The 26,475-nt window shown below is 50.7% G+C and carries 27 protein-coding genes; 3 read left to right on the forward strand and 24 right to left on the reverse strand.

The genetic code is table 11. From position 1 onward, the window contains the following. Positions 1-50: 50 nt before the first annotated feature. The 22 genes from EAH77_RS09765 to yceD all read right to left on the reverse strand — a co-directional run bounded on the left by EAH77_RS09765 (position 51) and on the right by yceD (position 19,172). On the reverse strand, positions 51-587 hold the full coding sequence (locus EAH77_RS09765) for a glycine zipper 2TM domain-containing protein (protein WP_140472100.1): 537 nt from the start codon (positions 585-587) through the stop codon (positions 51-53). 379 nt (positions 588-966) lie between these two features. After that, positions 967-2,274, reverse strand: coding sequence for an NAD(P)/FAD-dependent oxidoreductase (locus tag EAH77_RS09770; protein WP_140472237.1), 1,308 nt, complete (start codon positions 2,272-2,274; stop codon positions 967-969). Between the two features lie 330 nt (positions 2,275-2,604). After that, entirely contained in the window at positions 2,605-3,147 is a 543-nt protein-coding gene (gene ycfP / locus EAH77_RS09775; protein ID WP_140472102.1) for an alpha/beta hydrolase YcfP, read from the reverse strand. A gap of 60 nt (positions 3,148-3,207) precedes the next feature. After that, the gene (gene nagZ / locus EAH77_RS09780; RefSeq protein ID WP_140472104.1) at positions 3,208-4,236 is read right to left on the reverse strand and encodes a beta-N-acetylhexosaminidase; all 1,029 of its coding nucleotides are present in this window, start codon (positions 4,234-4,236) and stop codon (positions 3,208-3,210) included. 30 nt (positions 4,237-4,266) lie between these two features. Then, positions 4,267-5,172: a phosphotransferase gene (locus tag EAH77_RS09785; protein ID WP_431306758.1), complete on the reverse strand. Its 906-nt coding sequence runs from the start codon at positions 5,170-5,172 to the stop codon at positions 4,267-4,269. Beyond that, positions 5,132-5,725, reverse strand: a complete 594-nt coding sequence (gene lpoB / locus EAH77_RS09790; protein WP_140472106.1) for a penicillin-binding protein activator LpoB — start codon at positions 5,723-5,725, stop codon at positions 5,132-5,134. Before lpoB ends, EAH77_RS09785 begins: the two co-directional genes overlap by 41 nt. 22 nt (positions 5,726-5,747) lie before the next feature. Beyond that, the gene (locus EAH77_RS09795; protein ID WP_140472108.1) at positions 5,748-6,116 is read right to left on the reverse strand and encodes a YcfL family protein; all 369 of its coding nucleotides are present in this window, start codon (positions 6,114-6,116) and stop codon (positions 5,748-5,750) included. Between the two features lie 26 nt (positions 6,117-6,142). Continuing rightward, positions 6,143-6,496, reverse strand: a complete 354-nt coding sequence (gene hinT / locus EAH77_RS09800) for a purine nucleoside phosphoramidase (protein WP_140472241.1) — start codon at positions 6,494-6,496, stop codon at positions 6,143-6,145. 202 nt (positions 6,497-6,698) lie between these two features. Beyond that, positions 6,699-8,132, reverse strand: a complete 1,434-nt coding sequence (gene ptsG / locus EAH77_RS09805) for a PTS glucose transporter subunit IIBC (RefSeq protein ID WP_140472110.1) — start codon at positions 8,130-8,132, stop codon at positions 6,699-6,701. A 347-nt stretch (positions 8,133-8,479) separates the two neighbouring features. After that, entirely contained in the window at positions 8,480-9,274 is a 795-nt protein-coding gene (locus tag EAH77_RS09810) for a metal-dependent hydrolase (protein WP_140472112.1), read from the reverse strand. Positions 9,275-9,308: 34 nt separating this feature from the next. Next, positions 9,309-10,334 (reverse strand): DNA polymerase III subunit delta', encoded by a 1,026-nt coding sequence (gene holB, locus EAH77_RS09815; protein WP_140472114.1) that lies wholly within the window; start codon positions 10,332-10,334, stop codon positions 9,309-9,311. Further along, complete coding sequence (tmk, locus tag EAH77_RS09820) at positions 10,331-10,981, reverse strand: dTMP kinase (RefSeq protein WP_140472116.1); 651 nt, start codon at positions 10,979-10,981, stop codon at positions 10,331-10,333. Before tmk ends, holB begins: the two co-directional genes overlap by 4 nt. Further along, positions 10,971-11,996: an endolytic transglycosylase MltG gene (gene mltG / locus EAH77_RS09825; protein ID WP_140472118.1), complete on the reverse strand. Its 1,026-nt coding sequence runs from the start codon at positions 11,994-11,996 to the stop codon at positions 10,971-10,973. Before mltG ends, tmk begins: the two co-directional genes overlap by 11 nt. Before the next feature lie 25 nt (positions 11,997-12,021). After that, positions 12,022-12,819, reverse strand: a complete 798-nt coding sequence (gene pabC / locus EAH77_RS09830; protein WP_140472120.1) for an aminodeoxychorismate lyase — start codon at positions 12,817-12,819, stop codon at positions 12,022-12,024. Positions 12,820-12,986: 167 nt separating this feature from the next. Further along, entirely contained in the window at positions 12,987-14,228 is a 1,242-nt protein-coding gene (gene fabF / locus EAH77_RS09835) for a beta-ketoacyl-ACP synthase II (protein ID WP_140472122.1), read from the reverse strand. A 98-nt stretch (positions 14,229-14,326) separates the two neighbouring features. Further along, positions 14,327-14,563, reverse strand: a complete 237-nt coding sequence (gene acpP, locus EAH77_RS09840) for an acyl carrier protein (RefSeq protein ID WP_015690190.1) — start codon at positions 14,561-14,563, stop codon at positions 14,327-14,329. A 153-nt stretch (positions 14,564-14,716) separates the two neighbouring features. Continuing rightward, complete coding sequence (gene fabG, locus EAH77_RS09845) at positions 14,717-15,451, reverse strand: 3-oxoacyl-ACP reductase FabG (RefSeq protein ID WP_140472124.1); 735 nt, start codon at positions 15,449-15,451, stop codon at positions 14,717-14,719. A 12-nt stretch (positions 15,452-15,463) separates the two neighbouring features. Further along, a complete protein-coding gene (gene fabD, locus EAH77_RS09850) occupies positions 15,464-16,393 on the reverse strand; it encodes an ACP S-malonyltransferase (protein WP_140472126.1) in 930 nt (309 codons plus the stop codon). 18 nt (positions 16,394-16,411) lie between these two features. Continuing rightward, entirely contained in the window at positions 16,412-17,365 is a 954-nt protein-coding gene (locus EAH77_RS09855; RefSeq protein WP_140472128.1) for a beta-ketoacyl-ACP synthase III, read from the reverse strand. A gap of 6 nt (positions 17,366-17,371) precedes the next feature. Continuing rightward, a complete protein-coding gene (plsX, locus tag EAH77_RS09860) occupies positions 17,372-18,406 on the reverse strand; it encodes a phosphate acyltransferase PlsX (protein WP_140472130.1) in 1,035 nt (344 codons plus the stop codon). A 61-nt stretch (positions 18,407-18,467) separates the two neighbouring features. Beyond that, on the reverse strand, positions 18,468-18,635 hold the full coding sequence (gene rpmF / locus EAH77_RS09865) for a 50S ribosomal protein L32 (RefSeq protein WP_013576249.1): 168 nt from the start codon (positions 18,633-18,635) through the stop codon (positions 18,468-18,470). Between the two features lie 12 nt (positions 18,636-18,647). Then, positions 18,648-19,172 carry a 23S rRNA accumulation protein YceD gene (yceD, locus tag EAH77_RS09870; protein ID WP_140472132.1) on the reverse strand — a complete coding sequence of 175 codons (525 nt, stop codon included), beginning with the start codon at positions 19,170-19,172 and terminating at the stop codon, positions 18,648-18,650. Positions 19,173-19,313: 141 nt separating this feature from the next. Between yceD and EAH77_RS09875 the strand changes: the two genes are divergently transcribed. After that, complete coding sequence (locus EAH77_RS09875) at positions 19,314-19,910, forward strand: Maf family protein (protein ID WP_140472134.1); 597 nt, start codon at positions 19,314-19,316, stop codon at positions 19,908-19,910. 70 nt (positions 19,911-19,980) lie between these two features. Here the strand turns inward: EAH77_RS09875 and rluC are convergent, their stop codons facing one another. Continuing rightward, the gene (gene rluC / locus EAH77_RS09880; RefSeq protein ID WP_140472136.1) at positions 19,981-20,943 is read right to left on the reverse strand and encodes a 23S rRNA pseudouridine(955/2504/2580) synthase RluC; all 963 of its coding nucleotides are present in this window, start codon (positions 20,941-20,943) and stop codon (positions 19,981-19,983) included. A 593-nt stretch (positions 20,944-21,536) separates the two neighbouring features. Between rluC and rne the strand changes: the two genes are divergently transcribed. Continuing rightward, positions 21,537-24,833: a ribonuclease E gene (rne, locus tag EAH77_RS09885; protein ID WP_140472138.1), complete on the forward strand. Its 3,297-nt coding sequence runs from the start codon at positions 21,537-21,539 to the stop codon at positions 24,831-24,833. A 76-nt stretch (positions 24,834-24,909) separates the two neighbouring features. On the opposite strand, the gene EAH77_RS09890 is transcribed toward rne, so the two are convergent. Then, entirely contained in the window at positions 24,910-25,197 is a 288-nt protein-coding gene (locus tag EAH77_RS09890) for a putative quinol monooxygenase (protein WP_140472140.1), read from the reverse strand. A gap of 214 nt (positions 25,198-25,411) precedes the next feature. On the opposite strand from EAH77_RS09890, the gene pyrC reads away from it, so the two are divergent. Continuing rightward, positions 25,412-26,461 (forward strand): dihydroorotase, encoded by a 1,050-nt coding sequence (gene pyrC / locus EAH77_RS09895; protein WP_140472142.1) that lies wholly within the window; start codon positions 25,412-25,414, stop codon positions 26,459-26,461. The last annotated feature ends 14 nt before the right edge of the window (positions 26,462-26,475 follow it).

Below are 26,475 nucleotides of genomic sequence, written 5' to 3' on the forward strand. Positions count from 1 at the left end.
AAAAAAGCCTGAGGTCGAAACCTCAGGCTTTTTTGTGAAACGGCTTCAGATTAGGTACGAGTCAGCTGTAACTGGCCACCTTTATCCAGAGGAATTTGAGTGCCCGGATCATGATCCATGCGCACTTTACCCTGCTGATCGCCGATTTTGTAAGTCACGTCATAACCCAGATTTTTTTCTGACTTATCATACACCGTACTGCAACGCTGTTGCTGCGTGGTGTAGGTATCACCTTCCTGCATACTGCTCTGTACACGGTTACCGGCATAGCCGCCACCCAGCGCACCGGCTACGGTCGCAACATCGCGACCACGACCGTTACCAAACTGATGCCCCAACACACCACCTGCAACGGCACCCAGCACGGAACCGGCAATCTGATGCTCATCCTGCACCGGGCGTCTGTGAGTAACAGTGACGTTACGGCACTCCTGGCGAGGCGTTTTGACCGTTTCTTTAATCGGCGTTGCGCTGAGTACCTGCGCATACTGCGGACCTGAAGAAAAGACATTCATACTTGCGACTGCTGCGATGCCGAGCGCGGCAGCAACACCGATACCGACGCCAGCTAACATTGATTTGTTCACAGGACATCCTCCTGAAAATGTTACCACGCATTCTGTGACCCCTTCGTACCGGACCTCCCATCTGTCTAAAGAGTGAGATACCGTGTCGGGTAACAGGACCTCAATCGGCATAGCCGGTTTTTGAGGGATCGGCGTGCGTGAATCGCCGTCTGTAAACAACGTAAAGTCTGCACAAAGTTTTACATTCCGGCAATAAGACTCAAGGACGAAAAGAGCATCTGTGACTGGCGAAACGAGGGTTTAGGAGGATTCTTAGCGAACGAAATTGTTTATATGAAATCTTATGCTGAATGTGATCAGGATAGCGGAAAAAGTTCAAAAGCCTGTTATTACAGGCTTTTGAAATGAATCGATTCAGCCTAGCTGGCTAAAAAATAGCTTAGTGCAGTTTTAAACGGGGACGAATTACTTTGTTAATTCCCCCTACCAGCATCATCAGCCCGGTTTTGGTGTAGCCGTGCAGCGCAATCTGGTGCATGCGGTAAAGCGAGACATACACGATACGTGCAATACGCCCTTCCACCATCATTGAGCCTTTCATCAGGTTACCCATCAGACTGCCAACCGTACTGAAGCGCGACAGAGAGACCAATGAGCCGTGATCTTTATAGACGTACTCTTTCAGACTCTGGCCCTTGCGCTGCGCCATAATATTGTCGAAACAGCGTGACGCCATCTGGTGTGCGGACTGAGCACGTGGAGGGACAAATCCCCCGCTTTTTTGTGGGCAGGAGGCGCAGTCGCCAATCGCAAAGATGTTAGGATCAAGTGTGGTTTGCAGCGTCGGCTCCACCACCAACTGGTTGATACGGTTAGTTTCCAGACCGGCAATCTCTTTCATGAAGTCAGGCGCTTTAATGCCCGCCGCCCACACCATCAGGTCGGCTTCAATAAACTCACCATCTTTGGTGTTCAGACCCTTTTTCTCGGCGCTGGTAACCATGGTTTTGGTCAACACTCGCACGCCCAGTTTGGTCAGTTCCTGATGTGCCGCAGCGGAAATACGCGGTGGCAAAGCAGGAAGAATACGTTCACCGGCTTCCACCAGCGTGACATTCAGCGCCTGGCTGTCCAAACCCTCGAAACCATAACTGTGCAGCTGTTTAACGGCATTATGCAGCTCAGCCGACAGCTCAACGCCGGTCGCGCCGCCGCCGACAATCGCAATGTTCACTTTCTTCTGCTTGTCCGCGCTGGCGGAAAACTTCAGGAACAGATTGAGCATTTCGTTATGGAAACGGTGGGCCTGATGTGGGTTGTCGAGGAAGATACAGTGATCTTTCACGCCGGGTGTACCAAAGTCATTTGACGCACTCCCCAGCGCCATCACCAATGTGTCGTAGGTGATATCACGTGCGGGGACCAGGACCTCACCGTTTTTTTCATCGATGATTTCAGCCAGCTGAATGGTTTGTGTCTCGCGGTTAATATCAACCAGCGAGCCGATCTGGAAGTTAAAGCCGTGGTTACGGGCGTGTGCCAGATAGCTCAGCGCGTCCACACCGTCGTCCAGGCTGCCGGTGGCCACCTCATGTAACAGCGGCTTCCATAAATGGCTGTGGTTACGGTCCACCAGCACGATTTCGGCTTTCTTTTTGCGACCAAGTTTATGACCCAGGCTGGTAGCAAGCTCCAGACCACCGGCACCACCGCCGATAATCACGATTTTCTTCATGGATGTAGTCAACATGACCCCCTCAAATGTGAACCAATTGTTATCTAAGAGTAAAATTATTATCCTTAGAATACATAGGGTTGGCTTAAGTTAAATCGGTATCTGCCCCGAGAATAACATGCGTGGTGATTTGGTCATACCAAAATTGACATACATCAATTTAAATCCATTCAGTGGAAATCACTTAGCGGAATGGCACGGTTTTTGACCTTTTTGAATCAGGGGGTTAGGAGGGAATCACAGAAAAACTTCATTATGAATGAGAAATGCAGCGGGCATGATTTGCCAAAAAAAAACGGCCACAGATACTTGCCTGTGACCGTTTGTTCCCTCACCGAACGATCAGGCGAGATTTTTAAAGGCTTTGATCCGTTGTAGATGCGTCGAGATATCTTTGAATTTGTGGCTCTGCTTGTCATCCCACACGATTTGGTAGAAATGGTGCAGCACATCTGCCGTTTTCTGGCTGTCGATCACACCGTCTTCACGTGACAGAATTACCAGGCAGCGATCGCGGTTTTTCTCGCGGAAATCACTGATGCACTTAGTGGCGATATCAAGATATTCCTCAGGACGGTCGATTTTACCGGTCATGTTATCCTGCGGCACGAGGTTAGGGTTGAACATGACCTGACGGATCCCACACAGATACCCAATGCGCTCGGCCCAGAAACCTCCCAGACCCACGCCGCAAATCAGTACTCTGTCATCCCCGGATTGCTGGATTGCCTTATGGACTTCCTTCAGCAGATGCTGCATGTCATGACGCGGATGGAGCGTGCTGTAACTGATAAAGCGGACATCGGGATCAATAAATTGCAGCTGCAGCACCTTTTCATGGTTGCCGGGGCTGGTTGAGTCAAAGCCATGCAAATATATAATCATCGTTTTCCTCATCCTGATTGCGCATTGAGAACATCAAGGTTAATGACATTAGGTTGCCATTTAGTACGCTGACTGTTTGTGGTCCTGCCAGCGGGCATCCAGTTCGGTTAATTCCCGGTGGGCAAGTTGCCAGCGGCTTGAATTGAGCAAGTCCCTGCGCGCATCTTTACCCGTATATTTGCCTCGATGGTACAACCTGGCAACATTGTCTGCTTTGACCGGAGACAGGTTATCCAGCACGCTGACCGCCCCTGAGCGGTTGTTACAGACTAAAATCATATCGCAACCAGCATCCAGCGATGCCTGACCACGTTCGGCATAACTGCCCATGATTGCCGCGCCTTCCATCGATAAATCATCAGAGAAAATCACGCCCTTAAAGCCGAGTTCCTGACGCAGGATTTTTTGCAGCCAATAGGTTGAACCGCTGGCGGGACGCGAGTCTGCCTGAGTATAGATAACATGCGCGGGCATCACCGCATCCAGTAATTTTTTGTCATTTAACTGGCGGAAAATCGCCATATCATGTTCGCGGATAACCTCCAAAGGGCGGTCGTCACGCGGCGTTTCTTTATGAGAATCCGCAGTCACGGCACCGTGACCTGGGAAATGTTTGCCGGTGGTTTTCATACCTGCACCATGCATACCCAAAATAAACTGTTCTGCCATGTCAAGGGCCTTTGCCGGTTCGGCATGGAAGGAACGCTCACCGATGGCGGCGCTGACATGACCGATGTCGAGGACCGGCGCAAAGCTGATGTCGATATCCATGGCAATCATTTCGGAGGCCATCAGCCAGCCCGCTTCTTTTGCCAGACGCTGGCCTTCGTGAATTTCATTGAGTGCGGCAAAAGACTGCGCCGCCGGAACACGGGTAAAGCCTTCACGAAAACGCTGTACGCGCCCACCTTCCTGATCGACGGCCAGAACCAGACGTTCACGGGAAACTTCACGGATCTGGCGGATCAATTCATGCAACTGAGCGACATCATGGTAGTTACGGGTAAATAAGATCAAACCGCCAACCAGAGGATGTTGCAAAATCTCTCGTTCTTCGGCATCCAGCTCGTAGCTGGCAACGTCTAGCATTACTGGACCCACGTCTGTGCCCTCCATAATTTATTTTGTTTTATCACCGGTGCGTCCGCTGGCGAAAAGTCGCTCACGCAGCGGTTGCGCACCGTCTGAATACGCATTGTCGCCAGTCTGATGCCAGCGGACTTCGTACCACATCAGCATGAGATAATCGACCCACATCGTCCAGCGGCGAATTTGGCGTACCAGCCGTGCCGTATCCCGGTAACCACCAGCGACCGCATACGTAGACAGGAAACTCCGCTGCTGCTCTGCAGTCCAGTCATTGCTGCGAAAAAGTGCTGCTAATTCAAGGGCGATATCGCCATCAGCAGCATATTCCCAGTCAATCAGCCGTAAAGTTTGCCCATCACAGACCAGATTTCCAGGGTGTACATCCATATGGAGTACCGCCAGTTTTAAGGGGGTGGGCATCTGTGCGCGCATCATATGCTGTTGCAGGCGCAGCCACTTCGGCGTCAAACGCCTGCGGTCAATCTGTTGCCAGTAACGGGCTAACTGCTGACGTAGCAATAATCGGTGGCCGCACGGTGCAAGGCGGTGTAACCGGGCCAGCAACTGGCTGAGGCGCAGTTGAAACACCATGTCAGTGGCAGATGTGGCGTCGCAGGTGTTCCCTTCCAGCCACTCCACCACCAGCCACTGAGGAGAAAACAGTGTGATCTCTGGTGCAATACCCAACCCGGCAAGATGTTGTAAAACAGCCTTTTCCCGCCGCCTTTGCACGCCAAGCCGGGCTTTTTCTGCTGACTGAATTCTTGCTAACCATGACTGCGTTGGCGTCTCTATTTTCCAGCTTTCACCCGTCAGCCCTGCCACCGGGCTTAAAAGACAACCGGCGGAATATGCCGCCGGAAGTTTTTGCGCAAGAAATTGTTCGAGTACGGCCTTAATGTTGAACGGCACCGTTACCGGACCAAACAATTTCACCGCTCGGCACGGTCATCAACTGCATTTTCAGCATCGGTGCTTTGACCTCGCCAGTGACTGTGCTGTAAAGCACGTACTGGGCATTGACGTAGCGTGCCAGGCCAATAGCTTTGCTGCGAGATCCTAAGCTGTCGTCAACCGACAAGCCCAATGACTGCTTGGCCGTCGCGAGTTGAGAATCAGGGACAACCTGGAATTTGTTGTTAGTTGCCAGTGCGTCATGCAGTGCAGCGGTGGCTTTGCTTACTGGCAGTGAGCCATTGGTACTGTTTTTCACGCTGTCGAGCAACAGAACGCTGCCCGCCTGCACACCATCGGCCTGTAACATTTTAGCCACCATGGGCTGAACGCTTGCGCTCCAGTTGATGGTCTGCACTTTCGGAGGCTGCGGAACAGTTTCAACCGGCGGCTGCCCCGAGGTTTCCGGCGTTCCCGGCTCAACAATGACGGGTGCAGTCGGCTGCTGAGGCTCTGCCGGCTGCTGTTTGGTTGGCAGTGTACAACCACCGAGGATCAGGGCAGCCATCGCCACCATGAGGAAATACTTTTTCATCAACCTTCTCCGTACAGGAAAATTAGAGGTAAAGATAAACACGCACACTGTACGCATCGAGATTGCCATTCAGGGAGGATATGTTGATTTCCGTGTTGGCTGGCACGGTGACGGTACGCGCTTCGGCTATCGGCAGGAGATCCAGCCCCTGTTTGTCATACCAGTAAAAACGGTAATGCAGCGTCACGGCGTGCGGTTGGCTGTTGCTGAGCACGCTAACGGCTTGTTTGCGACCATCCACTTCAGAAATAGACGGCGCGCCGGGGATAATGCCCGCCGTCAGCACCGGCGATTCCATGATGACAGTTTGCTCACTGTTCAGCGCAATATGCGGATTACTGCTACAGCCCATCAAGGCCATAACGGGTAACAATGCCATCAAAAATCGCATGGTCTTTCCTTATCAACGAGAAAGCATTACTGGCGCGAAAGCAGCGGACCCAGCGCACGGCCACCGACCAAATGCATATGGATATGATAAACCTCCTGGCCTCCATCACGATTGCAGTTAACAATCAGGCGATAGCCGCTTTCGGCGATACCTTCCTGCTCAGCGATTTTGGCGGCGACGGTCATCATGCGGCCCAGCGCTGCTTCATGCTCAACGGTAACGTCGTTCATGGTTGGAATGAGGATATTCGGGATGATCAGAATATGACTAGGTGCCTGAGGAGAAATATCCCGGAACGCGGTGACAAGCTCATCCTGATACACTACATCGGCAGGAATTTCACGGCGGATAATTTTGCTGAAAATCGTCTCTTCGGCCATCTTGGCTGTCCTTTCAAAGTCAAAAGCGGTGTACGCCAGTATGAGTGACAATTTCTATTCCTTTCAACCTGATTACGATTTTTAAGGCGCAAATGGCGCAGAAACCGCCAGCCAGCACGAAAAACCTCCCGTACAGAATTCCAGCCATAGAAAAAGGAGGCCGAAGCCTCCTTAGTGAACAAGGTAAGAGCTGATCTCAGGATCAGTGGTTACGCATGTACTCGTCCATATCGGTTTTCAGGTTATCAGACTTGGTACCAAAGATTGCCTGAACACCAGAACCTGCAACGACAACGCCTGCTGCGCCCAATTTTTTCAGGCCAGCCTGATCCACTTTAGACACATCTGCAACACTTACACGCAGACGAGTGATACAGGCATCAAGGTTAGTGATGTTGTCTTTACCACCGAACGCCTGAACCAGAGAAGCAGACATTTCTGTACCGCCCTGAATCGTGGTTTCGCTGGCAGTGTCTTCACGCCCTGGTGTTTTCAGGTTCAGTTTCACAATCAGGAAACGGAAGATGCTGTAGTAAACCACGGCGTAAATCATACCAACTACTGGGAACAACCAGATACGGCTGCTATTACCGCTCAACACGATAAAGTCGATCAAACCGTGTGAGAAGCTCGTGCCATCGCGCATACCCAACAGAATACAGATTGGGAACGCCAGGCCGGCCAGAATAGCGTGGATCACATACAGTATCGGGGCTACGAACATGAAGGAGAATTCGATTGGCTCGGTGATACCAGTCAGGAACGCAGTCAACGCAGCGGAGATCATGATGCCGCCGACTTTTGCACGGTTTTCAGGTTTCGCTGAGTGCCAGATAGCAACAGCTGCAGCAGGCAGACCGTACATTTTGAACAGGAAGCCACCAGACAATTTACCGGCAGTTGGGTCGCCAGCCATGTAACGCGGGATATCACCGTGGAACACCTGACCGGCGGAGTTCACATACTCACCGATTTGCATCTGGAATGGAACGTTCCAGATATGGTGCAGACCAAACGGTACCAGTGCACGTTCAACTACGCCGTAAATACCGAAGGCAACCACTGGGTTCTGATAGGCAGCCCACTGAGAGAAGGTTTGGATTGCACTGCCAATTGGCGGCCAGATGAAGGACAGAACCACACCCATCACGATCGCAGCCATACCAGAGATGATCGGTACGAAGCGTTTACCGGCGAAGAAGCCCAGATATTCTGGCAACTTAATACGGTAGAAGCGGTTAAACATATAGGCTGCAATCGAACCGGCAATAATGCCGCCCAGAACACCTGTATCAGCAAGGTGTTTGGCGACAATCTCTTCGGCCGGTAAATGCAGGATCAACGGGGCGATGACTGCCATGGTTTTGACCATGATGCCGTAAGCCACCACCGCCGCCAGTGCAGATACACCGTCGTTGTTGGTGAAACCAAGTGCCACGCCAATGGCAAAAATCAGCGGCATGTTAGCGAAAACTGAACCACCCGCTTCCGCCATGACGTGGGAAACGATCAGTGGCAGCCAACTGAAGTTTGCAGAACCGACACCAAGCAGAATACCTGCAATTGGTAGTACGGAAACTGGCAACATCAGCGATTTACCGACCTTCTGAAGGTTTGCAAACGCGTTCTTAAACATAATTGAGTGTGCTCCTGAGTAATGATGTTTTTTGATACTTCTCACGGCGCTCGCTTATTTACGCTGCGAACTGCCGAGTTGCAAGGTTATGAAAACCCTTGGCGTTCAGAGTGTCTGAGCACCCCTTTTGAATTTTTACGCAGGGTAAAATAATTCCCTTTGTTAATGTTTGATGGCAGTCACGTTTTGCCGAAAAAACGGCGTAGACTCAGTAAAAAACGGCGTTTTTTCTAAAGAAAATCCGAATCATGCTCATCAAACAGCCCGAAACGGGTGTGCACATTACCCGTTCAGGCGATTAATTACGAGTTGTAAAATAATTCCAGTCAATATGACTGGGCTCAAGGTCAGATCAGGGAGGAAGTATCGAGGTGGAACAGGCGAGAAAAGTTTGCAGTGGTTGCCTGCGCCAGTTGCTCAATACTCACGCCTTTGAGCACAGCGAGGTATTCAGCGATATCACGAACGTAAGCAGGCTGATTTTCTTTCCCGCGATACGGGACCGGCGCCAGATAAGGTGAATCCGTCTCGACCAATAAGCGATCCAGCGGCACATAGCGCGCGACGTCACGCAACTGCTCAGCATTGCGGAAGGTGACGATGCCCGAAAACGAAATGTAAAAACCGAGGTCGAGCAGGAATTTGGCAGTAGATAAATCTTCGGTAAAGCAGTGCAGAACACCACCGCATTCGCCCGCCTGTTCATCGCGTAAAATATCCAGCGTATCCTGACGTGCATCACGGGTATGAACAATCACCGGCTTATTCAGTTCGCGGCCAACACGGATATGGTGACGGAAAGAGTCCTGCTGAAGTGTAAGCTGGTGATCTTCTTTCTGATAAAAGTAATCCAGCCCGGTTTCACCCAATGCGACCACGTTGAGGTCCGCAGCCAGACGCCGCAGCTCCTCGAAATCATAGCCCTCTTCGATATTTAAAGGGTGTACGCCGCAGGAAAATGCCACATCAGGACGCTCGCCAATGAGTTGAGTCATGGCTGTGTAACCTGGCAGGGTAGTGGCGACAGCCAGCATAAATTTCACATCACGTTCGCGGGCTTTTTCCAGCACCGCATCCACGCCGCTATGTAGCTCGTTGTAATCCAGGCTGTCCAGATGACAGTGGGAGTCGACTAAAAACATAATATTTAACTCTTTACGATGGTTGTGCAGGCCGCTACGCCGGTGAAACCCGCGTACCGCTTAGGGAAGAATCAGAACGGAACTCACTCAGGGACATATCCCATTCGAGGAGTTGCTCAGTCAGTATTAGTTCACGGTTCACACCAATGATCGTCAGCAATTGCTGGCGGCAATGCATCCAGGCCTGAACACTTTTTTGCAGTGCATCATTGGCCTGCAACCCGGCAATTTGTGCGATTAACGGCTGCTGATCGTGATTAATAATAAACTGCCCGGCATTTTGCTGCCATTTGATGGCATCCAGCAATAAAGAACAGAGCCATTGCAGGCGATCAGCCACATCGTCATGGTTCAACTGAATCATCAACGACAGCATATCTCGCTGCTGGCAACTGGTCGTCAACTGCTGACACAGCGCCATTCGCTGTTTCCAGCGCTCAGGTTGTAACAAGGCCAGCGCAGCTAACGGCGTGCCGTTGCTCAGCCGTAAAGCTGTTTTAATCGCAACAGGGTCAGCGTTGAGCTGCCGCCCAATCCACTGCGTGGTCGGAACTTCATCAGGCGTAGGCAGATGCCAGTAGAAACAACGGCTGCGCAGTGTAGCGAGTAAACCGGAAGTTTCCCGGCAACCAATCAGAAAGTAAGTTTTTGCTGGCGGCTCTTCCAGCGTTTTCAATAAGGCGTTAGCGGCAGCCTCCGTCAGCAATTCAGCTTCAGGCACCCATACCACTTTTGCCCCACCCTGCTGAGAGTAGTTATAGAGTGTTTCAATCAGTTGACGCACGGGATCAACACCCAGCGAGTTTTTGCCCTTTTCCGGCATCAGCACGTGCCAGTCAGGGTGATTACCGGCAATCATCAGTTGGCAACTGTGGCATTTTCCACAACTTTTCTCGCCATCCTGATGCTGACACAATAACCAGCGGCTCAGACCATACACCAGCGCAGCATCGCCCATGCCATTGGCGGCATGCATCAGCATGGCATGGTGCCCACGGCCAGACTGATATTGGCCGACGAGCTGCCGGTAGGGAGCACTAAGCCAGGGATACCAGGTCATTGCTGATTACCTTCCTGCTGCTGGGCTTTAAACCACTGAGACAGAGTCTTTTCTATTGAAGCACTGACCTGCTCCAGTGTTTGAGATGCATCAATGGTTTTAATGCGGCTGTCTTCAGCCGCCAGGCTGAGATAGCGTTCGCGGGTGCGCTCAAAGAACGGCAGCGCCTCTTTTTCGATGCGATCCAGTTCACCGCGTACGCTGGCGCGTTGCAGACCAATCTCAGGAGGTAAATCGAGATACAGCGTCAGATCCGGGCGGAAATCACCGAGAACGGTGTCGCGCAGCGAGCGCATCAGTTCGGCGTCAATACCACGCCCACCGCCCTGATAGGCCTGAGAGGAGAGATCATGACGATCCCCCACCACCCAGGCACCGCGTGCCAGTGCAGGAAGGATCACTGTCTCTACCAGTTGAACCCTTGCGGCATAAAGCATCAGCACTTCTGCTTTGACCGTAGGTTTATCGTCTTCCACGCCACGTTTGAAGAGATCCCGGAGTTTTTCGGCCAATGGGGTACCGCCCGGTTCGCGGGTAAACACGATATCCTCAACACCGAGGTTGCGCAGTTGGTTGACGACGACATCGCGTGCCGTGGTTTTACCGGCCCCTTCCAGACCTTCAATAACGATAAACTTACTTTTCATTCTTATTTTTCAATGCCTCGCGATACACACGCACCGCTTTATTGTGATTTTCGAGGTTAGTGGTAAAAGTATGCCCGCCTTTGCCATCTGCCACAAAATAAAGATAAGGCGTTTTAGCCGGGTGCGCAGCCGCAACGATCGATGCCTCACTCGGCATAGCAATTGGCGATGGCGGCAGACCTGGAATCACGTAGGTGTTATACGGCGTCGGTGTTTCCAGATCTTTACGGGTGATATTACCGTTGTAGCTTTCACCCATTCCATAGATCACAGTGGGGTCCGTTTGCAGACGCATACCAATGCGTAAACGGTTAATGAATACTGAGGCCACTTCCGGGCGCTCGTCTTTCACCGCCGTTTCCTTTTCGATTATTGACGCCATGGTCAGCATTTCGGTCGGCGATTTATAAGGCAGAGACGTGTCACGTTCGTTCCAGAGCGTATCGACAGTTTTTACCATGCGCTGATGCGCGCGTTTGAGCAGGGACAGGTCCGTCATACCGGCTGTATAAAGATAGGTATCAGGATACAACCAGCCTTCCGCATTGGTGGCATCTTTCATGCCGATGGCGGTTGCGATCTCTTCGCCACTTTTCCCGGTAAGCTCATGCTTCAGATAACCTGAGTTTTGCAACAATTTCATCCAGTCACTCAGTTTAAAACCTTCCACCAAGCGCACGCTGAACTGGGCTTCTTTACCGCTTTTAAGCAGTTCGAGCATCTGGCGTACTGTCATCCCTTTTTCAAAGCGATAAGTCCCTGCTTTGAACTCGCTGAGCTGAGGTTCAATGCGTAGCAGCCAAGAGAAATAAGGATTTTCCTGCATCAGTTTGTGTTTGACCAGCAGCGTTTCCAGCACCACCCGCCCCGTGCCAGCGGGTAGCGTAAAGATCGTTTCCTGACTTACATTGATGGGACGATCGGCAAAACGCTCTACTTTGTTATAAGCAAAAAACACCATACCGAGTATAAGCAACAGGATTAGGGCGGAGATCTTGAGTTTTTTATTCTTCATAAACATTCACTTTTAACGCGCGGTTTTAACAAACCTGGTGTAAAAAATCGTACAACTGCGACGACGTAAAGTGCCAGTCTTGAGCCTGTCGGACCGGCAGGATGGGCATCAGCGCGTTGCAAATAATCACCTCATCCGCATCATGCAAGACGTCAGGTGGTTGTTTGACAACAGAAATGGTATAAATTTCCGATTGTTCAAGTAAAGAAATGATTTGGCTGCGCATAATTCCCGCAACACCTGAGGCGGAAAGATCCGGGGTGAAAATCTGGTCACCTTTACGCCAGAATATATTCGCGGCACAACATTCCACCAGCATCCCTGAGGTATCAACCACCAGCGCCTCATGGGCATCCGTCTGGTCAAGATGCAAACGGATCATGACCTGCTCTAACCGGTTAAGGTGTTTGATTCCGGCGAGCAACGTATTCTGGCCCAACGCCACCGGGCTTAGCGCGAGTTTTACACCCAGCCGCCGCCACTGATGGTAGTGCCCCGGATAGTCAGAAACGGAAACAATACGAGTGGGCGAACCACAACCCTGCGAACTGTACCCGCGACCGCCCTCTCCCCGGCTGATAATGGCTTTAACCACCCCTTCCTCGCGCATGCTTGCAGCGTGGGCCATTTCCTCTTCCAGTGCCGTCCAGTCTGCACCTTCAATCATCAACCGCTGCGAGGCAGCTTTTAGCCTTTCAATATGCGCTTCAGCAAACTGAATTTTTCCTGCAGTAACACGTGCTGTGGTAAAACTTCCGTCACCGAATTGTGCCGCGCGGTCACTGGCTGACAGCAAACTGGCTGAGATACCGTTAATCCACATATTCACTCCCCCTGTATCCCGCTGTATGGCCTGACTGACTGAAGAGCCTGAAGCATTTTTGCTTGCCCATCAAGTAGACCATTCCTGATTTACGATGGGAATGTCAGACAGCAGAAAGGCCCGCAAACGGGCCTTTCTGGGATGGAAAAACACCGTGTAATGGTTCGTTAGATTTTACGGAACACCAGTGATCCATTGGTGCCACCGAAGCCAAACGAGTTACACAACGTGTATTCCATATTTTTGACCTGACGGGCTTCGTGCGCGACGAAATCCAGATCACAACCCTCGTCAGGGTTATCAAGATTGATGGTGGGTGGTACAGCCTGATCGCGAAGCGCGAGCAAGGTAAAGATTGACTCCACTGCACCCGCTGCGCCCAGCAGATGACCGGTCATAGACTTCGTCGAGCTAACCAGTACACGGTGCGCATCTGCACCAAATACCGATTTAACGGCCTGAGTTTCTGCTTTGTCGCCGGCCGCCGTCGAGGTGCCATGTGCATTGATATAACCAATTTTGGCCGCCGAAATCCCCGCATCACGCAGAGCATTTTCCATCGCCAGCGCTGCACCTGCGCCGTCTTCAGGAGGTGACGTCATATGGAAAGCATCACTGCTCATACCAAAACCGACAATTTCAGCATAAATTTTAGCACCGCGTTTTTTCGCGTGCTCATACTCTTCCAGCACCATGATACCTGCGCCGTCGCCCAGCACGAAACCATCTCGATCTTTATCCCACGGGCGGCTCGCGGCCTGAGGGTTATCATTGCGGGTAGACAATGCACGTGCTGCGCCAAAGCCACCAACCCCCAGAGGGGTACTGGCCTTCTCAGCACCACCGGCCAGCATAACATCGGCATCATCATAAGCGATGATGCGAGCCGCATGACCAATATTATGAACACCTGAAGTACAGGCTGTGGCAATAGAAATGCTCGGTCCACGTAAACCAAACATGATGCTCAGATGACCGGCAATCATATTGACGATAGTGGAGGGAACAAAAAATGGGCTGATCTTGCGTGGTCCGCCGTTAACCAGTGAGGTATGGTTTTCTTCAATCAGACCAAGGCCGCCGATACCTGAACCAATGGCTGCACCAAAGCGCGGGGCGTTCTCGGCAGTGACTTCAAGCCCGGAGTCCTGCATGGCCTGAATACCGGCGGAAATACCGTATTGAATGAAGTAATCCATCTTGCGCGCATCTTTACGCGAGATGTAATCTTCACAATTAAAATCTTTTACTAAGCCAGCAAAACGCGTTGCATAGGCACTAGTATCAAAATGATCGATTAGGCTAATGCCACTCTGACCGGCAAGAAGAGCGCTCCATGTGGACTCTACAGTATTGCCGACAGGAGACAGCATGCCAAGTCCAGTCACTACAACTCGACGCTTAGACACGTGTGTCCTCCAGGGAGGGAGAAAAGTGATACGGTGGGACAAAAAAAACTTAGGCGGTCGAGTGACCGCCTAACTATCTAAACTAAAAGCAAATTAGCTTACTGCTGGCTAGCGTTGATAAAATCAATAGCTGCCTGAACAGTAGTGATCTTTTCAGCTTCTTCGTCAGGGATCTCGGTATCAAACTCTTCTTCCAGAGCCATAACCAGCTCAACGGTGTCGAGAGAATCAGCGCCAAGGTCGTCTACGAAAGACGCAGCATTAACTACTTCTTCCTGTTTAACACCCAGCTGTTCAACAATGATTTTCTTAACGCGTTCTTCGATAGTGCTCATACTCTTAAATTTCCTATCAAAACTCGCTTTCGCGATGGTTTTCGTAGTGTATAAAATGTTGGAAAAGATGCAACTAAATCCCGGCTGGTCAAACCACGAATTTGCTCTATTTTGCGGTTTTTACCGCAAATAACGCAAATAGTTTCGTAATTTTTAAATCATGTACATGCCACCATTGACATGTAATGTTTCGCCAGTGATGTAGCTGGCCTCGTCAGAGGCTAAAAAAGCAACTGCGCTGGCAATCTCTTTTGCATCACCCAACCGGTTGGCTGGAACTGATGACAAAATGCCTGCGCGTTGATCATCTGTCAACGCCCTTGTCATGTCCGTCTCAATAAAGCCGGGAGCAACGACGTTGACAGTAATGCCGCGTGAAGCAATTTCACGCGCCAAAGACTTGCTAAAACCAATCAAGCCAGCTTTAGCCGCCGCGTAGTTCGCCTGCCCTGCGTTACCCATAGTTCCAACAACAGAACCAATAGTAATGATCCGGCCAAACCGCTTTTTCATCATAGCCCGCATTACTGCTTTTGACAGCCGAAACACAGAAGTCAAATTCGTATCCAGAATATCCTGCCACTCGTCATCCTTCATACGCATGAGAAGGTTATCACGTGTGATGCCGGCATTATTAACTAAAATGTCAATTTCGCCAAATTCAGCTCGAATCGTAGCCAATACCTGCTCAATCGATGCAGAATCAACCACATTGAGGGCAATCCCTTTACCCTTTTCGCCTAAATACTCACTGATTGCTTCAGCGCCTTTCTCGCTGGTCGCGGTGCCAATCACTGTTGCACCACCGGCCACTAATTTTTCTGCGATAGCACGGCCAATACCACGGCTTGCGCCGGTGACCAGGGCAATTTTACCTTCGAAGCTCATACCTACCCCTTTTTATTGTCCAATCGCCGCTGACAGGCTGACAGAGTCGTTCACTGCCGCCGCAGTCAGGGTGTCAACAATACGTTTGGTCAGGCCGGTCAATACCTTACCCGGGCCAACCTCGACTAAGTGCTCAACGCCCTGCGCCGCCATGAATTCTACTGACTCAGTCCAGCGGACGGGATTGTAGAGTTGGCGAACCAGTGCGCTGCGAATAGCTTGCGGAGATGTTTCTACCTTGACATCCACGTTATTCACGACCGGATATTGAGGCGCACTGAAAGTCACATTTTCGAGTGCTACGGCCATTTTGTCAGCAGCCGGCTTCATCAAAGCACAGTGAGAAGGCACGCTGACAGGCAGCGGCAACGCACGTTTTGCACCAGCGGCTTTACAAGCAGCACCAGCACGTTCAACAGCTTCTTTGTTCCCCGCAATCACAACCTGTCCCGGCGAATTAAAGTTCACCGGAGAGACAACCTGTCCTTGCGCGGACTCTTCGCACGCTTTAGCAATAGCATCGTTATCGAGGCCGATAATTGCCGACATTGCGCCAGTACCCTCGGGCACAGCTTCCTGCATCAGTTTGCCACGTAATTCAACCAGCGAAATGGCCTGTTTGAAATCCAGCACGCCAGCACACACCAAAGCAGAATATTCACCCAGGCTATGTCCTGCCATAAATACCGGGTCAGTGCCTTTCTGTTGCTGCCAGACCCGCCAGATAGCCACGGAAGCAGCCAGCAAAGCAGGCTGAGTCTGCCAAGTTTTGTTCAACTCTTCAGCCGGCCCCTGTTGTACCAACTGCCATAAATCATAACCTAGTGCAGAAGAAGCCTCAGCAAAAGTTTCTTCGACAATCGGGTAGGTTGCGGCTAAGTCAGCCAGCATTCCCAGAGCCTGTGAGCCCTGGCCAGGAAAAACAACTGCTATTTTTGTCATTTTCATTATCCTGTTAAATCAAAAACGTATCAGCGCCGAGCCCCAGGTAAAGCCACCGCCAAATGCTTCAAGCAATACCAATTGCCCGCGTTGGATTCGTCCATCACGGACTGCTTCATCAAAAGCTGCAGGCACAGATGCCGCAGACGTATTGCCATGACGATCCAGCGTAATAACAACTTTATCCATCCCCATACCCAGCTTTTTAGCCGTAGCACTGATGATCCGCAGGTTCGCCTGATGCGGAACCAGCCAGTCGAGTTCGGAGCGGTCGAGGTTATTTGCTGTCAGAGTTTCATCGACAATGTGAGCCAGTTCAGTCACGGCCACTTTGAAGACTTCGTTACCAGCCATTGTCACGTAAGCGGGTTTTTCCGGCTCAGACTGACTTGGATACGGTAACGTCAGCAAATTGCCATAATGGCCGTCTGCGTGCATGTGCGTAGAAATAATGCCAGGCTCTTCGGATGCGCCCAGCAATACAGCACCTGCGCCATCGCCAAACAAAATCACGGTGCCACGATCTTGAGGATCGAGTTTACGCGACAACACATCGGAACCGATCACCAGCGCATGTTTCACTGCGCCGTTTTTAATGTATTGATCGGCCACGCTTAGCGCATAGGTAAAACCGGCACAAGCGGCAGCCAGATCAAAGGCGGCACAATCTTTGATACCCAGCATATTCTGCAATTGACAGGCAGAACTAGGGAACGCGTGGGAAGATGAGGTCGTTGCAACAATGATTAAACCCACATCGCTTGCGCTGACGCCGGCCATTTCAAGCGCTTTTTCAGCTGCATGCAGGCCCATAGTGGCCACAGTCTCATCTGGCGCAGCGATACGACGTTCACGAATACCTGTGCGGGTGACGATCCACTCGTCGGAGGTATCCACCATTTTTTCTAAGTCGGCATTAGTCCGAACTTGCACGGGCAAATAGCTCCCCGTACCGAGAATTTTTGTATACATGTACGATCAGTCACTCTTGGGTAATACAGCCTTAAGGCGCGCGGCTATCCTGGTAGGAACTTGCCGCTGCACCGCCTGCACAGCCTGTTCGATAGCAACGGCAAACGCGCGCTGGTTTGCCCCGCCGTGGCTTTTAATAACGATGCCCCGTAATCCTAACAAACATGCGCCATTATACTGGTCTGGATTCAGATGGCCGAAGCGCTTTGCTAACTTCTTCTGCAAAATACGACCTAACCATTTCAGCCACCAGGCCTTCTTGCCACCCTCCCCAGAGGATTTTAACAGTGACAAAAACATCCTTATTACACCTTCCATGGTTTTAAGGGTGACATTACCAACGAAACCGTCACACACCATGACATCAGTCTTACCGGTTAACAGGTCATTGCCTTCAAGATAACCGATATAGTTGATTGCGGGTGTATTTTTTAGAATAACCGCCGCACCCCGGATGTTATCCAACCCTTTTGACTCTTCCTCACCAATGTTCAGTAAGGCTACGCGTGGGTTCGAAATACCGATGACCTCTTCAGCCATTACCGAGCCCATCACGGCAAATTGGACCAGCATTGTGCTGTCACACTCAACGTTCGCCCCCAGATCAAGCACCACCGTTTTACTGCGCTGTTGATTCGGTAAAACCGTCATCAACGCCGGGCGCTCTATACCTTCGAGAGGTTTTACTATCATTTTCGCCAAACCCATCAACGCACCGGTATTACCGGCGCTGACACAGGCCTCAGCGTCTCCACTTTTGATAAGTTCCAACGCCACACGCATTGAACTGCCCTTACTGGCACGAATAGCTTGAGATGCACGAGCGTCACTGGCTATAACTGATTCAGCAGGAATAATCCGAATTCTTTCCATTTGGGAAGCATCGGCTTTTACGAGAAATGGCGTGATTGCGTCGGGATCACCGACCAGAAGAAGATTGAGTTCAGAATTAGAGGTCAGTGCCTGCAATGAAGCAGGCACTGTGACGGAAGGACCGAAGTCCCCGCCCATTACATCTAACGCAAGGGTTAGACGAGTCAAGGAATCGCCTTGCTAGTACTTATCACCATGATTGATCACGCAAATAAGTAGCAAGCAAATCTTAGCCGATTACCTTGCGACCGCGGTAGAAACCGTCGGCAGTGATATGGTGACGCAGGTGAGTTTCACCAGAAGTTTTGTCCACAGACAGAGTGGAGGTGGTCAGAGCATCGTGAGAGCGACGCATGCCACGTTTAGAACGGGTTGGTTTATTTTGTTGTACGGCCATGGACCTTACTCCTTAAGTACTTTTCTTTAAACTCGCTAATACGGCAAATGGATTTGGTTTCTCCACCTCTGCAGGCAGTTTACCAAACACCATGTCCGCGTCGGACACTTCACAGTGTTCAGATTCATGTACCGGAACGACAGGTAATGAAAGAATGATTTCATCTTCAATCATCGCCAGCAGATCAACTTCGCCAAACTCATCGACTTCAATCGGCTCGTACGCTTCCGGTAATGCCTCAGCCTGCTCATCATTGCGGACAGGACTAAAACAATACGTTGCGTGAACCTGGTGTTCAAACGTCTTACCACATCTCTGACATTCCAGAGTTACGGTAACGTCAGACTGGCCATTAATGACCGCCAGACGCAGATTGTCGATATCAAACGACAACGAGGTTTGGACATCAGAATCAACACTAACCACTGATGCTGCTAACCGTGTTACCTGTTCAGGCACATAGACACCGGAGTAATCTAAACGCTTTTGGGCTGTACGAACCGCATCAACGGCCAAGGGTAATTTTACTTTTTGCATAGGGCGCGCATATTAACTTTGTAACGACGTAGAGTCAAAGAAAAAGGCCTTAAAACCGCACCTTTCACCAATATTCGCTTCCACAGCGGCAGACAGTTTAAAATGAGCGATTCAATAACGCTATGCTTTGTGGAAAAAATTATGAATCTCCCGCCTAAAAAGCTGTTGCTGGCCTCCACATCCCCCTACCGCAGGGCGCTGCTGGAAAAAACAATGCTGAGTTTCGCTTGTGCAGCGCCAGATATTGACGAATCACCACTCCCCGGTGAATTACCGGCGGAGCTGGTACAAAGACTGGCAGAAGCGAAAGCACGCGCATTAGTTCTTTCACATCCAGGCCATTACATTATTGGCTCGGATCAGGTTTGCGCGATTAACGGGCAAATAACCGGCAAGCCTCATACTTTTGATAACGCATTGATACAATTACAAGCTGCCAGCGGACAGACCGTCACTTTTTATACCGGCTTATCGCTGGTTGACAGTGATACCGGAGAGACACAGACACTTTGCGAAACGTTTGACGTGACTTTCCGTCACCTGACGGGGGCGGAAATTCGGGGCTATTTACAGACAGAGCAGCCCTACGACTGTGCAGGAAGCTTTAAATGTGAAGGTCTGGGCATCAGCCTCTTTGAACGTCTCAACGGCAGAGACCCAAATACCTTAATTGGCTTACCGATTATTGCCTTGCTGGATTGCTTACGGGCCAAGGGAATTAATCCTCTGCTGAGCTAAGTGATACGTTAATAATGAATAAAGCGCCTTTCAGCGCTTCATTCATTATTGCATTGCGTGTTTTGCAGACTCAGGACTTCGCCGGTTTCAGTCGGAGCTTCTTCAGGCAATTACGTAGTTTCAGGTCCAGCGGCGCTTCAATACGCATAGTCTCACCTGTACCTGGATGTTCAAAGCGTAAAGCCGCAGCATGCAGGAACAGACGATTCAGCCCCGTGCCCGCGAGTTGCCCGTCAAATTCGCGATCGCCATAGCGGTCATCAAAAGCGATTGGATGTCCCGCATATTGCGCATGGACACGAATCTGATGCGTTCTTCCTGTGACCGGGCTAGCTTTAATTAACGTCGCAAATTCATAACGTTCTTCAATTTTGAAGCGTGTTTCAGAGGGTTTACCCTCGGCATTCACACGAACAATACGCTCACCGCTTTGCAGAATGTTTTTCAGCAAAGGGGCCTGGACGACTTTGCAATGCGATTGCCACTCACCACGCACTAGCGCCAGGTAATCTTTCTGCATGCCTTTCATACGCAGTTGCTCATGCAAAGAACGTAATGCCGAACGCTTTTTGGCCACAAGCAATACGCCGGAAGTATCACGGTCCAGACGATGCACAAGTTCCAGGAAACGGGCCTCAGGACGAAGAGCACGTAGCCCTTCAATCACGCCAAAACTCAGGCCACTTCCACCGTGTACCGCAGTGCCGGAAGGTTTATTCAGGATCAGTAAATGATCATCTTCGTATAAAATACAATCCGTCAGCGCCGCAACTTTATCGAGTTTAGCGGAGACAGGAATTTCATCACGTTCGGCTACACGCACCGGAGGAACACGCACAACATCCCCCGCCAATAATTTATATTCTGGCTTGATACGCTTTTTGTTAACGCGAACTTCACCCTTTCGCACAATGCGATAAATCATGCTTTTTGGCACGCCTTTAAGGGTTTTGAGCAGGAAGTTATCAATGCGTTGCCCGGCTTCGTCTTCAGAAATGGGGATTAGTTGTACAGATGGATTCTCAGTTTTCATGGCTCGCGATTCTAAATATCCGGCACGTTCCGCGCCACAGTTTTTTTATGTGCTTAACTTGTAGCTTACCAGTAACCGACAAGGAAAACCTGAACGACTGTATATAGTGGGGTGGATTATCAATGCGGCACATCTCGCATAAGTATAAGAATCTTTACTGCAAGCGGTAAAGTCACCTTGCTATCACGGTGCATGCAATGGAATAATGAAGTTACTTTCTGCGTTGTTTCTCTTAAGTTAGGGAAAACGCAGGAATTATAGATTTGCCTGATCACACAAAAACGCAGCAATGGCGTAAGACGTAATGTGAAATCAAGCAATTAGCGGGCTGCGGGTTGCAGCTTGGCCGGCAAATGGAATCAGATCTGTTAACCTAAATTCAGAGGCTATTCCCCTAATAAAAGTACTGCTTTCATAACGCTGGTGTTCTTCAAACGGCAAAAGCAGACTTACCGAAATAATGCGCCCCTATGCAAGCGACAACCGTGAGGTTGACGACTTTGCGAGAAGACTCGGGGCCAACGGTTTACCCGGTCATGAGGTTATTTTGCCCGCAACTCTGTCAATAATGGAAAAATAACGAGTAAGTTAAGATGAAAAGAATGTTGATTAACGCGACTCAGCAAGAAGAGTTGCGCGTTGCCCTTGTAGATGGACAGCGTCTGTATGATTTGGATATTGAAAGTCCGGGCCATGAGCAGAAAAAAGCTAATATTTACAAAGGGAAAATCACCCGCATAGAACCTAGCCTTGAAGCGGCATTCGTTGACTATGGCGCGGAACGACACGGTTTTCTCCCCCTCAAAGAAATTTCCCGCGAATACTTCCCTAGCAACTATTCCTCGCATGGTCGCCCTAACATCAAAGATGTTTTGCGTGAAGGCCAGGAAGTTATTGTTCAGGTTGATAAAGAAGAACGTGGTAACAAAGGTGCAGCGCTGACGACATTTATCAGTCTGGCCGGCAGCTATTTAGTGTTAATGCCGAATAATCCGCGCGCTGGGGGTATTTCCCGCCGTATTGAAGGCGATGACCGAACTGAACTGAAAGAAGCTCTGTCCTCTCTGGAATTGCCAGATGGTATGGGCCTCATCGTGCGCACTGCGGGTGTTGGTAAATCCGCCGAAGCACTGCAGTGGGATCTGACTTTCCGTCTGAAACATTGGGACGCCATTAAGAAAGCCGCTGAAGGTCGCCCTGCCCCTTTTCTGATCCATCAGGAAAGCAACGTCATTGTCCGTGCATTCCGTGATTATCTGCGCCCTGATATCGGCGAGATCCTGATTGATAACCCGAAAGTCCTGGAGCTTGCGAAAGAACACATCGCTGCTTTGGGTCGGCCTGATTTCAGCAGCAAAATCAAACCATACATTGGTGAGATCCCGCTGTTCAGCCATTATCAGATTGAATCGCAGATTGAATCCGCTTTCCAGCGCGAAGTACGCCTTCCTTCTGGTGGTTCGATTGTCATCGACAGCACCGAAGCGCTAACCGCCATAGATATCAACTCCGCACGCGCAACCCGCGGCGGCGATATCGAAGAAACGGCCTTTAACACCAACCTGGAAGCGTCTGACGAAATCGCACGTCAGTTGCGTCTTCGTGACCTCGGCGGCCTGATTGTTATCGACTTCATTGATATGACGCCTGTGCGCCATCAGCGTGAAGTGGAAAACCGTCTGCGTGATGCTGTTCGTCAGGACCGTGCACGTATTCAGATTGGCCGCATCTCACGCTTTGGTTTGCTTGAAATGTCTCGTCAACGCCTCAGCCCTTCATTGGGTGAGTCGACGCATCACATCTGTCCGCGTTGTGCTGGTACTGGGACTATTCGTGATAATGAATCCCTGTCACTGTCAATTCTGCGGTTGATCGAAGAAGAAGCGCTGAAAGAGAACACTAAGGAAGTCCACGCTATCGTTCCGGTGCCTATTGCTTCGTACCTGCTGAACGAAAAACGTGACTCTGTCAACGCCATTGAAAAACGTCTGGGTGGCGTGCGGGCAATTATCGTTCCTAACGATCAAATGCAAACACCGCATTACTCGGTTCTGCGTGTACGCAAAGGTGAAGAATCTTCGATATTAAGCTATTTACTGCCTCAGCATCATGAAGCAGAAATGCTGCAACCTTCAGAAGAAGTGCCTAATGAGCGTAAGCGTCCTGAGCAACCCGCTCTCGCTGCCTTTGCACTGCAAGGCGAAGCGCCGCCGTCTTCTTTCGAACAACCGGATGCCGTTGAACAACCGGAACAAGCCCGTGCCGCAACTATTAATGCTCCAGTTGCCGAGAAATCTGGTTTCGTCAGTCGCCTCCTCAGTGGTTTGAAAGGCCTATTTGCTTCAGAACCTCAATCTGAAGTCAAACCGGTAGAAACACCGAAAGTTGAAGCTGAAACCACTGAAAGCGAAAATCGCCGTAACGGTGAACGCCGTAATCAACGTCGTCAGGGCGGTGGCCGCCGTGAACGTAACGGTGAACGCGGAGAGCGCAGCGATCGTGGCAACCGCGATAACCGCAGCGAAGGTCGTGAAAACAATCGTGACAACCGCGGTGAAAGTCGTGAAACACGCGAAAACAGCCGCGAGCCACGCGAAGATCAGCGTCGTAATCGTCGCAATCAGGAACCGGTAGCTGTTTCTGAAGTCGTTACGGAACAAGAAGTCGATACCATCACTTCCCGTGATGAGCAGCAGCAACCGCGCCGTGAACGCGGTGATCGCTCTCGTCGTCGTTCCGATGATAAACGTAAAGGTCCGCAGGAAGAGAAAGTTCAAGAAGTCGTTGCTCAGGAAGTGGCTGTCACTGTCGCACCTGCTCCGGCTATTGAAGAAATTGAACAGGAAGATCGCCAACCGACACAGCGTCGTCAACGTCGCTCTCTGTCTCAAAAAATCCGCTTCGAGTCTGAAGTTGACCACGAAGCAGAAGCCGCTGCACAGCAGTTGATCACCGGCATCATGCCAACCTCCGTTGCTCCTCAGGCTCAGGAAATTGCCCCGGCAGCACCAGAGGTCGAACGTGCTACCAGCAATGATAATGATGACAATCAAGGTGACAACGGTCGCGAAGGTGGCATGCCACGCCGCTCACGCCGCTCACCTCGTCATTTGCGTGTCAGCGGTCAGCGTCGTCGCCGTTATCGTGATGAACGTTACCCGTCGCAGTCACCAATGCCGCTGGCAGGTGCCTTTGTCTCTCCAGAAATGGCATCAGGCAAAGTGTGGATCAGCTACCCGGTAGCACAGGCAACAGATCTTCAGGAAACGGCTGCTGATAGCGCTGAAGTTCTGATAAACCAGGTCGACATTGCCCAGGAAAATACGCCTGCAGTCGCAGAAGCGGCTGACGTTGCCGTGCAAAACGTACATGCTGAAGTAGAAGTGGCACCGACCACTGAAACTAAAGCTGTCGAGTTAGCATCTGTCGATTCTGACGTGGTTAGCGCACCAGTTGAACAGCAGCAGGTACAACCTGAAGTAACGGCTGCACAGCCTGTTGCCGATGAACCTGTACTGGTTGAAGCCGTAACCGAAGAACCGGTTGAAACAACTCCAGTAGTCGAAGTGAAGCCTGAAGCATTGCAACCGATTGTTGTTGAACCGGTCGCTGTGGCTACAGAAGCTCCAATTAACGTAGTTGTTCCTGCCGCTAAACCGGCACCAGTAACTATCGCTGCTGCACCCGTTGAGCTTGCTCCTCGCTTCAAGCATCATGCAACCTCTCCGATGACCAAAGCCCCGGCCCCGGTCTATGTGCAGGAACCTACTCGTCAAAGCGACTGGGTCCGCCCTGAGTTTGACTTTGAAGGTAAAGGTTCAGCCGGTGGCCATGCTGCCGTTAGCACGGCAACTGCGCCAGCAACCAAGCCGACTATGCCAACTGAGTAATGTTGCATCACGTCTTTAAAAAAAAACCCGCTTCGGCGGGTTTTTTTTATCAGTTGTCAGCATATGCTTTTTAGCATCAAGCCATGGTTTTAAGACGTTTGATATCCAAACGTACCAGCTTACCTTCCAACCGGCGGGCAAAATTCACAAAGTGTTCAGTATCGTTGTGTTGAGACAATGCCTCTTTCGATGCCCAGCGCTCGTAGAAAACAAAAGTGTCAGAATGGTCAATATCACGGTGTAATTCATATTGCAGGCAACCCACTTCCTGACGACTTGGCTCAATCACTTCGTGCAATGCATCTGTTACCTCACTCAAAAACTCAGGTTTAACGATAACAGTGGCAACGACTCTGATTTCCATAATCTTCTCCTGTGGTATAAATAATGTAGATGAAAGCGATTGTTAACAACGTCCTGCCTATACTATGAACCTCTAGCCGTATTAATTTCAACGCTAACTTTATTAAACAGATGCAACGGAACACATTTGCACTTATCCTTGTTCTCCGCCGTTAATGCTCCCATTACTGCACCTGATCCCATTGTCTTGTCTCTCAATGCCGGAGTTCTACCTGATGACTGCAACACCGCAAGTTTTGAAAATTCGCCGCCCTGATGACTGGCACATTCACCTTCGTGACGACGATATGCTAAGCACCGTTCTGCCATTCACCAGTGAAGTTTTTGGCCGGGCTATTGTTATGCCTAACCTGACGCCCCCCGTGATCAGCGTAGAAGCCGCGATTGCTTACCGCAATCGCATTCTTGCCGCCGTCCCTGCCGGCCACCGTTTTACCCCGCTGATGACCTGCTATCTGACAGATTCACTTGATCCTGAAGAAGTCGCACGCGGTTACCGCGAAGGTGTTTTCACTGCGGCAAAGCTTTATCCGGCGAATGCGACGACTAATTCGCAGCATGGCGTATCAGACATTAAAGCGATACACCCCATCTTAGAACGCATGCAAAGCATCGGCATGCCGCTGTTGATCCACGGCGAAGTGACACACAGTGATGTGGATATTTTCGACCGCGAAGCGCGCTTTATTGATGAGGTCATGGACCCTATCCGTCTTCACTTCCCTGAGCTGAAAATAGTATTTGAACACATCACCACCAAAGAAGCCGTGCAATATGTCCAGGCGGGCAATCAGTATCTTGGTGCTACCATTACCCCGCAACATTTGATGTTCAACCGTAATCATATGTTAGTCGGTGGCGTGCGCCCTCACCTGTTCTGTTTACCTATCCTCAAGCGCAACGTCCACCAACAGGCACTGCGTGAAGTGATTGCCAGCGGCTCGGACCGATTCTTCCTTGGTACTGACTCCGCCCCCCACACTAAAGGCCGTAAAGAGTCCAGCTGTGGCTGCGCAGGGTGTTTCAATGCACCACTCGCTATACCGTCATACGCCACTGTGTTTGAAGAGATGAGTGCCTTACAGCATTTCGAAGCTTTTTGCTCTTTTAATGGCCCGCGGTTCTACGGTCTGCCGCTTAACGACGATTTTATCGAAGTGACCCGCACAACTGTGGTTCAACCGGAAGAAATAGCCCTCGGCAATGAATCCGTGGTGCCCTTTTTGGCTGGACAAACGCTGAACTGGACCGTGACCTCCTGCTAAAGGTGCCTGGGAGC

This window comes from Ewingella americana, from assembly GCF_006438725.1.
GTDB classification, from domain to species: Bacteria; Pseudomonadota; Gammaproteobacteria; order Enterobacterales; family Enterobacteriaceae; genus Ewingella; species Ewingella americana_A.